A 13,151-nucleotide genomic window follows, 5' to 3' on the forward strand; every position below is an offset into this window, starting at 1 on the left:
AGCCTGCGGCTCCGCACGATTGCACGCCCCTCCGAGCTTCACCCGGAACAGCGAAGGAGCATCTCATGGATCACACCCAGACCAACAAGCTCATCCGCCAGGACGTGGAAGTAGGCCAACTGGGGCTGGGGGCGGTCGCCCTGTCCGGCCTGTACGAACCGGTCGAGCACGATCAGGCGGTAGCGACGGTCCGCACCGCTCTCGACCGCGGCGTGCGCTACCTCGACGTCGCCCCCTTCTACGGCACCGGCCTGGGCGAACTGCGCTACGGCGACGCCCTGCGCGGCGTCGACCGCGGCACCTACAGTCTGTCCACCAAGGTCGGCCGCCGCCTGGAGAAGCTGCCCAACGGCGAACGCCGCGAACCCGCCGCCATGTTCGAGGGACAAACCCCCTACACCTTCACCTGGGACTGGACCCCGGACGGTCTCGAGCGTGGTCTGGCCGGCTCCCTCGAGCGGCTCGGAACCGACCACGTCGACATCGTCTACTGCCACGACTGCGACTTCTATGAGAAGGAGGAAGACACCACCTTCGACGACCGCACCGCGAACGAGGTGTTCGCGACCCTGGATGGCCTGCGCTCGCAGGGCATGCTCAAAGCCATCGGTTTCGGGCTGAACCTCGACGACTTCCTGCTGCGCATGGTCCGGAATCTCGATCTCGACGTCATCCTGTGCGCCGGCCGCTACACCCTGCTCGAACAGCCCGCCGCGCGAGAACTGTTGCCCGCCTGCGAAGAACGTGACGTCTCGGTGGTCGTCGGTGGACCCTTCAACTCCGGGTTGCTCGCCAATCCGGACGAGCACGCGCACTACGAGTACGACGAGGCGCCGAAGGAGAAGGTCGAGCGGGCCCGTCAGCTCGCCGAGATCTGCAAGTCCCACAACGTCCCGCTGCAAGCCGCGGCCCTGCAGTACCCGCTGCGTCACCATCAGATCGCCAGTGTCCTAGTGGGGTGCAAGAGCCCCGAGGAGGTCACCGAGAACCTGGACTTCTTCGGGACCGACGTCCCGGACAGCCTGTGGTCCGAGCTCGACGAATTCAACTCCGAGGACGGGAGCGCCTCGTGACGCTGCTCGCCGCGCACGAGCGCGAACTCCTGCCCGGGACCGCGGCCCCCGCCACCGTCTACGACTGCGCCTTCCTCGATTTGGACGGGGTCGTCTTCATCGGCACGCAGCCCATCGAGCAGGCCGCGGAAGCGCTGGCGCAGGCGCGGACCCTCGGTATGCGATTGGCCTTCGTCTCCAACAACTCGCTGCACCCGCCGGCCGATGTCGCGGACAAACTGGGCGACTTCGAGGTCGCGGCGCAGCCCGGGGACGTCGTCACCTGTTCACAGGCGCTGGCCGAAGTGCTTGCCGGACAATATGGCCGCGGCGCCCGGGTCCTGGCGATCGGTGGGGAAGGCCTGACGCAGGCGCTGTCCGAGGTCGGCCTGCACGTGGTGGATTCCGCCGATGACGAGCCCCAGGCGGTCGCCCAGGGTTTCGGCGGACCGGACATGCCTTTCAGTCGTTTCACCGAGGCATGTCTGGCCATTCGCGCCGGAATACCTTGGTATGCAACGAATCCCGACCCCACGATGCTGACCGATCGCGGGCTGGGTCCCGGAAACGGGGCCGCGGTCGAACTGCTGTGCGCCAGTACCGGGCAGACTCCTTTCGTTGCGGGCAAACCCTATTCGCCCATCTACGACGCGGCGCTCAAACGCACCGGCGCCAAGCGGCCGCTGTGTGTCGGCGACCGGCTCGACACCGATATCGCCGCCGGATACCGCAACGGCGCCGACAGCCTGCTGGTCCTCACCGGGATCACCGATCCGGAGCAACTCGTGGCAGCGCCACCCGACCAGCGCCCCACCTACATCGCGGACAACCTGCACGACGGGCTGCTCAGCAGCCACCCCGCGGTCACGCGCACCGGCGACAACGCCTCCCGGTGCAACGGCTGGACCGCCCGTGCCGACACCACCGTGCTCGATCTCTACGGCGAAGGCAGCGCGCTCGACGCACTGCGGGCCGTGTGCCATGCGGCGTGGACCGCCGCGCCGCGCACCCCGTCCACCCTCACCCTCACCTCCGCCCTGCGCGCCATGTCGGCGTCCCGTGAAGCAAAGGACTGAACCATGTATCAGATTGTTGTTTCGTTCACCGTCGACAGCGGCAAGCGCGACGCCTTCCGTGACGCCGCCCTTCGGGCGCACACCACCGCCGTCGAAAACGAGCCCGGGACAAAGCGTTTCGACATCGTCGTCGACGAATGGAACCCCAGCCGGTTCTATATCAACGAGGGCTACGCCGATCAGGCGGCGTTCCAGGCGCACGTCGACGCCGCCTCGACCAAAGAGTTCCTGGCCGAGGTCCAGCAGTACTGCAGCGGACCGGACTTCCTGGTCCGCGGAAACAGCCTGCACTGATGGTGCCGCGTCTGCTCGCCGAAATCGACTGCTGCATCTTCGATCTCGACGGGACCGTCACCAAGACCGAGCTGCAACATCGGCGGGCCTGGCACGAAGCCATCCGCACCACGCTCGGGGCGGACCTGTTCGTCCTCGCGGATTACCACGAACTCGACGGTCTGCCGCCGCGGCAGGCATTGCGGGAGTATCTGGCCCGCCGGCAACAAGTCGTGCCGGACGGGTCCGACAGCGACCCGCCGGGAGCGCCCACCGTCGCCGGAATCGTCGCCCGCAAACGCGAGCTGTATTCGGAGATCCTGGCGCGCGAAGGGGCCGAGCCCTATCCCGGCACGCTGCGGCTGCTGTATCAGTTGCGGCAGCGCCGGGTCCCGTGCGCCGTGGTGTCGGCGAGCACGTCCTGTCGTGAAGTCCTCGACAGCGCGGACCTCTCGACCTATTTCCAGGTGGTCGTCGACGGCATCGACGTCCGGGAGCACGGCTTACGCGGCAAGCCCGCACCGGATTGCTTCCTGCGGGCCGCGCGGCAGTTGCGCGTCGCTCCGGACCGATGCGCGGTCTTCGAAGACGCGCCGAGCGGGGTGCTGGCCGCCCGCAACGGCGAATTCGGGCGAGTGGTGGCGATCGATCGCTGTGGCCAGGCCCCGTATCTACTCGCCGAGCAGCCCGACATTCTTCTTTATGACCTGGCTCAACTCCTTTCATGAGTAGAAGAGGTCTCGTGGCACCCCTGGACGTCGGCGGCAGCGACAACCCTTGGCAATGGACGTTCCGTCCCACCTCGGACGACCCCGAGCAGCGCGAGCGATTCGCGACCCTGTGCACGCTGGGCAACGGCGTCTTCGGCACCCGGGGCGCGGCCGCCTACGATTCCGCCGCCGCGCCCGCCTATCCCGGGACCTACGCGGCCGGGGTCTACAACCGCACGCACACCGTGATCGAGGGCGAGGAGGTCGAAGCCGAAGCCGCTGTGCGACTACCGAATTGGCTTCCCCTGCGCTGTTTCGCGGGCCGTGAGCCGCTCGTGCCCGGCCCGGTGCACGCGGTGCTCGAGGAGCGCTATGTCTTGGACCTGTACCGCGGCATCCTGCACCACTACCTCCTGCTGGAAGCCTCGGACGGGCGCCGCACCCGGCTGCACGAGCAGCGCGCGGTGCACGCGGTCCACCCGCACCTCGCCGTCCAGAAATTGACTCTGCACGCCGAGAATTGGAGCGGACTTCTCCAGGTGGAGGGCGGCATCGACGCCGACATGCGCAACGAACAGGTCGAGCGCTACCAGGATTTCGACACCCGGCATCTCACCGGATTCCAGGCCTCCGATCCCGCCGCCGCCGTGGCCTGGCTGACCTGTCACACCACACAGTCCGTGGTCGGCGCCGCCCTCGCCTGCACGGTGACAGTGCCCAACGCGGCCACGGGCTCGACCCCGCACCGCGCGTCCCGCGACGGCTACACCACGCGGCAAACGCATGTCAGCCCGGACCGGCCCGCGATCATCTACAAGGTCGCGACGCTCCGCACCAGCCCCACCCGGTCCACCGGCGCCCTGCGGGACCGAGCGCTCGCCGATCTCGCGAACGCCGGCCGCCCCGAAGACCTCTTCACCAGCCACATCGCGGCATGGCGCGAGCAGTGGGCGGCGACCTCGCTGCCCGCCGACCACCCGCATCTCGACGTTCTCCGCCTGTATTCCTTCCACCTGCACCAGGTCGTGAGCCCGCACAGCGCCCGGCTCGACGTCGGCATTCCCGCGCGCGGCCTGCACGGCGAGGAGTATCAGGGCCGGGTCTTCTGGGACGAAACCACCGCGATCGCATGGCTTTCCCGCACCAACCCCACCCTGGCCCGCGTCGGCCTCGACTACCGATACCGGCGGCTGTCCGCCGCGCGCCGAGAAGCGCGCCGCTGCCACGCCGAGGGCGCCCGATATCCGTGGCAGAGCGGCAGCGACGGCAGCGAGACCACCGTGGCCTGGGTCAAGAACCCACTCAGCGGCCGGTGGAACCGCGACTACACCGTCTTGCAGCAACATCAGGGAGCCGCCCTCGCGCACAGCATCATCCGGTACGCCCGCCGCAGCGGCGACATCGCCTACCTGCACGACGAGGGCGCGCAGATGATCATCGAGATCGCCCGCTTCTACGCCACGTACAGCGCACACGACGCACCCACCGACCGCTATCACCTACGCGGCGTGGTCGGTCCGGACGAGTTCCACGACAAAGACCCGAACAGCACCACGCCGGGCATCGACGACAACGCCTACACCAACGTCATGGCCGCCAGCACCTTACATCTGGCCACCGCACTGTGGGCCGACCTGCCCGCCGAGCGCCGCGGAGCGCTGCGGGAAAGCACCGGGGTGGATCAGAATGAGATCACGTTGTGGGACACCATGTCCCGGCGTATGTTCGTGCCGTTCCACGAGGGCGTGCTCTCCCAATTCAGCGGCTACGAACACCTGCCCTGGATGACCTTGGATGAACTGTCCGACCGCTACGGCAGCGACCTCGGCCGACTCGACCGCCTGATGGAGGCCGACGACGACCATCCGCGCAACTATCAAATAGCCAAGCAAGCGGACACGCTCATGCTCGGCAGCGCACTCACCCCCAAGCGCCTCGCCCGCACACTCCAGCGACTCGGCTACTACCACAGCGCCCGAACCTGGCGGCGCACCGTCGACTACTACCTGCAACGCACCGTCCACGGCTCGACCTTGTCCGCCGCCGCCCACGCCGCGGCGCTGCACCGCATCGGCCACCCGGACGCATCACGCTTCTACTCCGAGGCAATGACCGTCGATCTCGGCCCCGGCACCAGAACCGAGCTCGGAATCCATCTGGGCGCGATGACCGCCGCCTTGGAACTCGCGGTCTCGGCCGGCGGTAGTCAGCCTCTGACCAACGCGGCCGCGGCGATCGACACGATCGCCGTGAGTGCCACCGCCCCGATCGCCGTCCACTCGATCGTCTTGGTTCGTGACCGCAGCTGAGCGGGCAGGCACAGCACGCCCATGATGGCGTAGCGGACTTCGGTGGCCGGTTCCCGAGTGGCGACCCCGGCCTGCGCCAAAGCTCCGAGATGACGCACGAACTCGTCGGTCTCGACCATTTCGGCAGCGCCGTTTACACCCCCCATAGTTACTCACGCGAGGGAGAATGCGGTTGCCCTGCGGATACCATCGCCTGGTGCTCTCCTTCCGCCGCGGCCTGACCCAGTTGTTGCAGGCCAGATTCCCGCTGCTGTATATCGAAACGTTCGAGGAGCAGCGAGTACTCGACGAGATCGTCGCCACCGCGGCCGGGATGAAGACACCGCGCCCGGTGTGGCGCTGGTCGGTCACCGATGGTCTGGCCCGGGCCGGGCAGGCGCCGGAACGCGGCAGCACCGACCCGATCGCGGCGCTGCGCACCGCGCGGCAGGTCGGGGAGCGGGCGATCTTCGTGTTCCACGATCTGCACAGCTTCCTCGGCGATCAAACCCGGCCCGCGGACCCGCAGGCGTTGCGGAACCTCCGTGATCTGGTACGCGCGTTCCGCGACGGCGATCTCGCGCGCACCGCGATCCTGGTCTCACCCGTGCTGCGCATTCCGCCGGAACTCGAAAAAGACATCACTGTCGTCGATTTCGCGTTGCCGGGGGAGCCCGAGCTGCGTGCGCTGCTGGAGGGCATGATCGCGCAGAACGCGGACACGGTGGCGGTGTATCTCGATGCGCGCGGACGGGACCGGTTGACGAAGGCGGCGCTCGGTCTCACCTTGGCGGAGGCCGAGAACGCCTTTTCGCTGGCGATGGTCAAGGACACCAGCTTGACCGCCTCCGGTGTCGAGGTGGTGCTGACCGAGAAGGCGCAGACCATCCGGAAATCCGGCCTCCTGGAATTGGTGCGCACCGATATCGGACTCGACGATGTCGGCGGGATGGCCGTGCTGAAGAGCTGGCTGGCCAAACGGCAGGACGCCTGGCTGTCCGAAGCCGCCGCCTACGGGCTCGCCGCACCGAAAGGCGTGTTGATCACCGGCGTGCCCGGCTGCGGAAAGTCGCTGACCGCGAAGGCGGTTGCCTCCGCCTGGGGCCTGCCGCTGATCCGGCTCGACATCGGCCGGATCTTCGCCGGCCTGGTCGGGGCGAGTGAGCACAACATGCGCCAGGCGATCGCCACCGCCGAGGCCTGCGCGCCCTGCGTGCTGTGGGTCGACGAGATCGACAAGGGTTTCGCGGGCACCGGCGGCGCCGGGGACACCGGCACCAGCTCCCGGGTTTTCGGCACGCTGCTCACCTGGATGCAGGAGAAGACCGCCCCGGTGTTCGTGATGGCGACCGCGAACTCGATCGAGAATCTGCCCCCGGAGTTTCTGCGCAAGGGCCGGTTCGACGAGATCTTCTTCGTCGATCTGCCGGAACTCGCGGACCGGCAGGCGATTTGGCTGCTGCATCTGCGCCGCCGCCTGACCGGGCCGGCCGCGGGTCTCGAACTCACCGAACAGCTCCTCATCGATCTCGCCGTCGCGAGTGCCGGATTCTCCGGCGCGGAGATCGAACAGGTCGTGGTGAGCGGGCTTTTCGACGCCTACTCCGAGCGCCGGGCGCTGGCCGCCCATGACCTGTTCCACGCGGTCCAGCAGACGGTGCCGCTGTCGCTGCTGCATCAGGAGCAGATCGCCGCGGTCCGCGAGTGGGCGAAAATGCGCGCGGTGTCGGCCTCGGCGTTCGCGCTACCCGAGACTCGTTAACCGAATCGCAAGGTTTGTGACCACAATAGGTCGCTATGAGCATCTCGTTGATTCTGGTGCCGCTGGCGGTCGCGGCAGCGGCGAAGGCGGCGTCGGCCGGCGGTTCGGCGCAGCCGAACACGTGCACGGTCGCCACCCGGTTGCGTGATCCCCGCCTGCTGACGCTGGCGCTGGGCGACACCGGCGCGACGGCCATGCAGTCCGGGCCCGACGCGATCGATGCGGCGTGGGCCGACCTGGTCGCGCAATTGCGGCGCGGTGCGGACGGCATCTGGCAGGCGCATTTCACCGGCACCGGCGACGAACAGCGTTGTGTCGATACGGTTCTCGCGATCGACCAGGCCTACGGGCAGCGCGTCCAGGCCGAAGTGCTCCACAAACTGCGCGACAGAGCGCCGCAGGCCGGGATGGACCTGGTGTCGGAGACACAGAACTCCGACCGTTCCGTCACCATGGTGCTGGAGGTGCGTCGATGAGCGAGCCGGTCCGCCTCACCATCGTCGTCGGCGCGGACGGCCGGATCCGCGCCGAAACCCACAATGTGGTCGGCGAACTGTGCCTGCCCTATGTGCAGGCGCTGGAGGATCTACTCGACGCCACCACCGTCGACAGCGATTACACCGCGGACTGGTGGAAAACCGTAGCCGCGCAGGTGAACACCGACGTGCAGCAGCTCGGCGTGCACGAATGACGAGCTACCCACCGACCCCGGAAGCTCTCCTGGCCGACCGTGGCTGGCGAATCCGCAATAGTTTGTGGGTCCTGCCGGTCGGCCTCATCGGCTGTTTGACCTGGGCGAGTTTTCTCTATGTCGCCGTGCGCGCGAAGAAGCGCGCCTATTGGATCGCCGCCGCGGTCTACCTGGCGGCCTTCATCGCCGCGATCGTCCTGAGCGAGCTGGGCGGGCCGACGGAGAACGAGATCAAGGCGGGCGCGGTCCAAACGGCCGCGCAGGACACCGCCGACACCTGGATGGGTGGCTTGCTGTTCGCGACCTGGATCGGGGGGATCATCCACGCGCTGATGATCCGCAAGGAGTTCCTGCGAATCCTGGCCTACCAGTCGGCGCCGAATCCGGTTCTGCAACCCCAGTACGCGAACAACGTGCCGAATCCGGCTGTGCCGCAGCAGCAGCCGCAGTGGATCGCGGATTACACCCGCGGGTACTGGGCCCCGAATCCCGCTCCGGCCGGCGCGGCGCCGGATAATCCGGTTCGCGTGGCGACATCCACGGTCGCCGTCAACAGCGCCTCGGTCACCGAATTGCTCGGACTCGGCCTGTCCGCGCCGGAGGTCGACACGGTCCTCGCCGCGCGTGCACGGCCGGGCGGTATCCGAGATCTGGCGGACTTCGCCGCCGTCACGAAGATGAAACCGCACCAGCTGCCGACGATCGCCGAACGCTTGGACTTCACTCCGGCGTCGCAGTCCGAGCCGGGCCCTCGGCTCGATCTACCGTCACCGGCCGAAACGCCGTCCGATACACGTGCTTTGGGTCGCAGGCTGGATCTGTGATTCCCGCCGAAGTCGCGCCGGACAGTCTGCGAGTCAGCCGCGTCCTCACCGCCACCGAGGCCGAGGGCCCTGGCCGCCGGACCGCGATCTGGGTGCAGGGCTGCACCATTCGGTGTCGCGGCTGCTTCAACCCGCACATGTGGGCGGCCGACGGCGCAACCGTCGTGCCGGTGCGGGAGTGGACCGCGAGCCTGCTCGACGCGGCGCGGGCGGCGCGGGTCGAAGGCATCACACTGCTCGGCGGAGAGCCCTTCGAACAGGCCGCGCCCCTCGCGTACGTAGCCAGTGCGGCACGGGAGCAAGGGGTTTCGGTGATGACCTTCACCGGCTATGAGTACCGTGACCTGCTCGCCTGGTCCGACACACGCGCCGACATCCGGGCCCTCCTGGAGAACACCGACCTCCTGGCCGACGGACCGTACGAGGCCGACAACCTCGACCCCACCCGGCCCTGGATCGGCTCCACCAACCAGCAGCTGCGTGCACTCACCGGCCGATACCGGCACCTCGATTTCGTGACCACCCCGGATCGACTCGAAATCCGCGTCGACGCCGACGGATCCGTCGCGGTCAACGGGTGGCAGGCCCTGGACGCCCTCGATGAATTGCTCGAGGGCCTCGGTACCCGCGCCGACCGGCCCCGCACCCGCTGATGGGTTCGATCGAGCAGCTCAGTTCATTTGCACAGATCGGATCGAGTTGCCCATCACCATGCGATCGATCGCGCTGGTAGCGCTGCGCGGATCGCTCGCGGCGCCGACGGTGGCCAGCAGGGGCACGAAGTGGTCGGCCGTCGGGTGGGCGACCGAGACGGCGGGCGCCTTGCGCCGGTAGTCGGTGAGGGCATCGACATCGCCGCGTTCGAGGGCGTCGGCGGCCCACTCGTCGAAGGCCTGGGTGTACGCGGCCAGGTCCGGGCGACGGAAGACCGCGAAACTGTGGGTCATGAAGCCCGAGCCGATGATCAGGATGCCTTCGTCGCGCAGGGCTCGCAGCCGTGCCCCGAACTCGAGCAATACTTCGGGATCGAGGCTGGGCATCGACAGCTGGACGACCGGAACGTCGGCCGCGGGATACATGGCCATCAGGGGGATGAACGCGCCGTGGTCGAGCCCGCGATCGGGGCGCTCGTGCACCGTGGTCGTCGGGCTGAGGGCGGCGGTCAGCCGGCGTGCGAGGTCGGTCGCGTCCGGGGTCGCGTAGGGCAGGGTCTTGTAGCGGGGGTGGAAGCCGCTGAAGTCGTAATAAAGCGGGGTGCCGGCCGCCGCGCCCGAGATCGAGGCTGGTGCGTCCTCCCAGTGCGCTGAAATGATCACGATGCCACGGGGTTTGGGTAGCGACTGCGACCAGGTGTACAGATCGCCGAGCCACTGCGGGTCGTCGAGGGTGAACGGCGCTCCGTGGCTGACGAACATGGTGGGCAGCGCCCCGTCGGCGGGGGTCCAGAGCCGCTGTTCGCGGGCGTGGGGGAGGACCCGGGCGAGGTGATCGTCGTAGGCCGCGGCTGGGATGTGTTCGGTCATAGCGTGCGGTTCCCTTACCGGACGGTCGGACTGCATTGACTTGCCTGGGCAACTCAACGGTACACAGGCTAACTTGCCTAGGCAATAGATATCTGTTTCCTGGTCAAGTAAAGTCCCGGCCCATGGAAGAACCGTCGCCGTGGCTGGACGCCGAGCAGCAAGAACTCTGGCAGGACCTGCTGACCGTGGTGATCGCGCTGCCCGCGGCCCTGGACCGGCAGTTGCAGCGCGACGCGGGCATGTCGAACTTCGAATACAGCGTGCTCGCCCGGTTGTCGATGGTGGATCAGGACACCATGCGGCTCAGTGAGCTCGCTCGCGACTGCGACAGCACGCTCCCGCGGCTGTCGAAGCTCTTGGATCGCTTCGAAGCGCGCGAGTGGATCGTGCGCCGCATCGACCCGAGCGACGGCCGCTACACCCTGGCCACCCTGACCGAGGCCGGCCGGCAGAAGCTGGTCGACTGCGCGCCCGGCCATGTCGCGCATGTGCGGCGTCTTGTGTTCGACCCCCTGACCACCGTGCAGCGCCGCCACCTCGGCGCGGCGCTCTCCCGCGTCGCGGAGACCGTGCGGCGGGAGGTCACCGGGTAAGTACAAAATTGAATCTTGCATGGTTAATATTAACCATGCAAGATTGAGTCATGAACCCGATCTCTTACCTCGCCCAGACCGCCGTCCCCCTGATCTGGCCGCTGATAGCGGTCATCGGCGCACTCGTTGCCACCCGGCACAGCCCCTCCCGCCAGGCCGCTCTGGAAACCTGGCAACGATGGTGGGCCGTTGTCGCACTCGGCTTCGGCAGCCTGTGGATGACGTTCGCGTTCCTCACGGTTCCGGAGGTCATGGCCACCGCGATCGGCTTCGACTCGACTCCGTTCCAGTTCGAGATCGCGTTCGCCAACCTCGGCCTCGCCGTCTTGGGCTTTCGCGCCGTCTCGGCCACGGCTCGCGAACGCATCACCATCGGCCTCGGTGCGGGAATGTTCCTCTGGGGCGCGCTGATCGGGCACGTCTATCAGTGGTTCGCCAACGGCGATCACGCTCCGGGCAACACCGGGGGAGTCCTGGTCTGCGACCTGCTCCTCCCCGCCGTCATGATCGTCCTCGCCCGCCGCGCGCAACGACTGTCCGCCGAAGCGCCGGTCTCGCCTGCACCGGCAATGAGTCTTAACTAGGTAAGACTCGGATATGCTCGGCGGGTGGACGATGGACTCGGAGACCTACTGCATCGCGTGGTGTACCTGCTCGGCGAAGCGGCCCGGCGGCGGGTGGACAACACCGCCGGGCTCAGTTACAGCCAAATCCGGCTGCTGGGAACGCTGGAAGACATCGCACCGGTCACCCAGCACCAACTGGCACAGGCACTGGCGGTCTCCGATCCGGCCGTCAGCCGCGCACTACGCCCCCTGGAAGAAGCCGGACTCGTCCAGATCGAGACCGACCCCGACCACAAACGCCGGCGACTGGTCGGCATCACCGAGGCCGGCCGCAACGCCTTCCACGCCACCGGCAAACCCCTGGCCGACGAACTACGCACCGCCCTGCTCGCCGCCGATTTCCCCTACGAGCGCTACCTGCGCGACACCGCCGCACTGGCCGAAATCCTCGAACCACCGCGCTAGTTATCGTGGTGACGATGAACGACACGGCAGGGCCCGCGGAATCGGTGCGCTACGGCGGGATCGAATTGCGTCGATGGTTGCCGGCCGACGAGGTCACGCTGCACCGGATCGTGAACGAGTCGCTGGCGCACCTGCGGCCATGGATGGGCTGGGTCACGCAAGTCGGAGAGCATCCGCGGGAAACGGTGCGACAGTCCCTCGCCGAGGCTGCGGGCGCGTGGGAATCGGGTGCGGCGTACGGCTTTGCCGTCCTGGTGGACGGGCGGGCTGTCGGATCGGCCGGCCTGCGACGGGCCGACGAGCCGGGCGTCTGGGAGATCGGCTACTGGATTCACCCCGCGCACACCGGGCACGGGTATGCCGGCGCCGCCGCTGCCGCACTCGTCGAGCAGGCCTTCGCCCTGCCCGGCATCGAGCGGGTACAGATTTGGCACGACGCGGCGAACCTCGCGAGCGCGGTGGTACCACCCCGATTGGGTTTCACCGAGATCGCCCGCCGGTCACCCGCGCGCGATCCACTCACGCCGGGGGAGATCGGGATCGACGTGGTGTGGGAACGTCTGCGGGCTGAAACGCGCGGCTAACCGGAGGGGTTGGTCGGCCGGGCCAGGATCGCGCTGGTGTCCAGTTCACCCGAGACCACGCCCGCGGACACGTCGGCCGGCCGTAGTTGGTTGCTGCGCGCGTGATCACGTAATCGGTGGAAGGCCTGATCCATATCGAGCTGCCCGCGTTCGGCGAGCACCCCTTTGGCCTGTTCGATGACTATCCGGGTGTTCAACGCCGAACGCAGCTGCCGGTTCAGCGTTTCGGCGCGGCTACGCATCCGGTCTTGCAGGATGCCGATGCAGGCGACATCGGCCAGCGCCTGCGCCAGCCGCAGGTCCTCGCCGCTGAGCGCGGACTTGCTCATGCCGAAAAGGTTTAGCGCACCGATGGTTTCGGAACGCAGTCGCAAGGGCACGGCGTATATCGAAAGATAGCCGCTGTCCAAACCGCGGCGGGCGAACTCCGGCCATCGGGAGGCGGCCGCGGCGAGGTCGTGGACCGGAACCGGGATGCCGGTGTGGAAGGCCTGCAGGCACGGCCCGTGCGCGGATTCGAGCTGGAACAGTTCCAGCAGATGGGTTTGCTCGCTGGTCGCGGCCAGCACCTGCAATGCGCCGCGGTGATCGGTTACCAGCAGTCCGGCCTGGGCTACGCCGAGCAACCGCACGCAGGCCTCGACCAATTCCTGGGACAGTTCGACCACGTCGTAGTCGACGATCAAGGTGTCGGCGAGCCGCACGAAGGCGTCGAGCAGTGGTCCTTCTCGAGATTCCATGGTC

General features: G+C 67.8%; 16 protein-coding genes. 14 read left to right on the forward strand and 2 right to left on the reverse strand.

Annotated features, from left to right (window positions below; all coding sequences use genetic code 11):
• Window positions 1-65: 65 nt before the first annotated feature.
• The 10 genes from AB0H76_RS34715 to AB0H76_RS34760 all read left to right on the forward strand — a co-directional run bounded on the left by AB0H76_RS34715 (window position 66) and on the right by AB0H76_RS34760 (window position 9,329).
• Window positions 66-1,073: an aldo/keto reductase gene (locus AB0H76_RS34715; RefSeq protein ID WP_357331309.1), complete on the forward strand. Its 1,008-nt coding sequence runs from the start codon at window positions 66-68 to the stop codon at window positions 1,071-1,073.
• Window positions 1,070-2,128 (forward strand): HAD-IIA family hydrolase, encoded by a 1,059-nt coding sequence (locus AB0H76_RS34720; protein ID WP_357331310.1) that lies wholly within the window; start codon window positions 1,070-1,072, stop codon window positions 2,126-2,128. The genes AB0H76_RS34715 and AB0H76_RS34720 overlap by 4 nt, the downstream gene beginning before the upstream one ends.
• Window positions 2,129-2,131: 3 nt before the next feature.
• Entirely contained in the window at window positions 2,132-2,422 is a 291-nt protein-coding gene (locus AB0H76_RS34725) for a putative quinol monooxygenase (RefSeq protein WP_357331311.1), read from the forward strand.
• Entirely contained in the window at window positions 2,422-3,129 is a 708-nt protein-coding gene (locus AB0H76_RS34730; RefSeq protein WP_357331312.1) for an HAD-IA family hydrolase, read from the forward strand. The genes AB0H76_RS34725 and AB0H76_RS34730 overlap by 1 nt, the downstream gene beginning before the upstream one ends.
• Window positions 3,126-5,420 (forward strand): hypothetical protein, encoded by a 2,295-nt coding sequence (locus AB0H76_RS34735; protein WP_357331313.1) that lies wholly within the window; start codon window positions 3,126-3,128, stop codon window positions 5,418-5,420. The genes AB0H76_RS34730 and AB0H76_RS34735 overlap by 4 nt, the downstream gene beginning before the upstream one ends.
• Window positions 5,421-5,616: 196 nt before the next feature.
• Window positions 5,617-7,161: an AAA family ATPase gene (locus AB0H76_RS34740; protein ID WP_357331314.1), complete on the forward strand. Its 1,545-nt coding sequence runs from the start codon at window positions 5,617-5,619 to the stop codon at window positions 7,159-7,161.
• A gap of 35 nt (window positions 7,162-7,196) precedes the next feature.
• Window positions 7,197-7,637, forward strand: a complete 441-nt coding sequence (locus AB0H76_RS34745) for a hypothetical protein (RefSeq protein ID WP_357331315.1) — start codon at window positions 7,197-7,199, stop codon at window positions 7,635-7,637.
• Window positions 7,634-7,852 carry a DUF2997 domain-containing protein gene (locus AB0H76_RS34750; protein WP_357331316.1) on the forward strand — a complete coding sequence of 73 codons (219 nt, stop codon included), beginning with the start codon at window positions 7,634-7,636 and terminating at the stop codon, window positions 7,850-7,852. Before AB0H76_RS34745 ends, AB0H76_RS34750 begins: the two co-directional genes overlap by 4 nt.
• Window positions 7,849-8,676: a hypothetical protein gene (locus tag AB0H76_RS34755; protein WP_357331317.1), complete on the forward strand. Its 828-nt coding sequence runs from the start codon at window positions 7,849-7,851 to the stop codon at window positions 8,674-8,676. The genes AB0H76_RS34750 and AB0H76_RS34755 overlap by 4 nt, the downstream gene beginning before the upstream one ends.
• Entirely contained in the window at window positions 8,673-9,329 is a 657-nt protein-coding gene (locus tag AB0H76_RS34760; protein ID WP_357331318.1) for a 4Fe-4S single cluster domain-containing protein, read from the forward strand. Before AB0H76_RS34755 ends, AB0H76_RS34760 begins: the two co-directional genes overlap by 4 nt.
• 18 nt (window positions 9,330-9,347) lie before the next feature.
• Here AB0H76_RS34760 and AB0H76_RS34765 read toward each other — a convergent pair whose 3' ends face one another.
• Window positions 9,348-10,199, reverse strand: coding sequence for a class III extradiol ring-cleavage dioxygenase (locus AB0H76_RS34765; protein WP_357331319.1), 852 nt, complete (start codon window positions 10,197-10,199; stop codon window positions 9,348-9,350).
• Between the two features lie 122 nt (window positions 10,200-10,321).
• Here AB0H76_RS34765 and AB0H76_RS34770 point away from each other — a divergent pair, with 122 nt between their 5' ends.
• Genes AB0H76_RS34770 through AB0H76_RS34785 form a run of 4 tightly spaced genes read left to right on the forward strand, consistent with a single transcriptional unit; the run spans window position 10,322 to window position 12,407 of the window.
• Window positions 10,322-10,792 carry a MarR family transcriptional regulator gene (locus AB0H76_RS34770; RefSeq protein ID WP_357331320.1) on the forward strand — a complete coding sequence of 157 codons (471 nt, stop codon included), beginning with the start codon at window positions 10,322-10,324 and terminating at the stop codon, window positions 10,790-10,792.
• A gap of 50 nt (window positions 10,793-10,842) precedes the next feature.
• Window positions 10,843-11,376 carry a DUF6790 family protein gene (locus AB0H76_RS34775; protein ID WP_357331321.1) on the forward strand — a complete coding sequence of 178 codons (534 nt, stop codon included), beginning with the start codon at window positions 10,843-10,845 and terminating at the stop codon, window positions 11,374-11,376.
• 24 nt (window positions 11,377-11,400) lie between these two features.
• Entirely contained in the window at window positions 11,401-11,823 is a 423-nt protein-coding gene (locus tag AB0H76_RS34780; RefSeq protein WP_357331322.1) for a MarR family transcriptional regulator, read from the forward strand.
• A gap of 14 nt (window positions 11,824-11,837) precedes the next feature.
• Window positions 11,838-12,407 (forward strand): GNAT family N-acetyltransferase, encoded by a 570-nt coding sequence (locus tag AB0H76_RS34785; RefSeq protein WP_357331323.1) that lies wholly within the window; start codon window positions 11,838-11,840, stop codon window positions 12,405-12,407.
• On the opposite strand, the gene AB0H76_RS34790 is transcribed toward AB0H76_RS34785, so the two are convergent.
• A complete protein-coding gene (locus tag AB0H76_RS34790) occupies window positions 12,404-13,147 on the reverse strand; it encodes a GAF and ANTAR domain-containing protein (protein ID WP_357331324.1) in 744 nt (247 codons plus the stop codon). The genes AB0H76_RS34785 and AB0H76_RS34790 overlap by 4 nt on opposite strands.
• Window positions 13,148-13,151: the final 4 nt, after the last annotated feature.

The organism is Nocardia sp. NPDC050712, assembly GCF_040654295.1.
Classification (GTDB): Bacteria; Actinomycetota; Actinomycetes; order Mycobacteriales; family Mycobacteriaceae; genus Nocardia.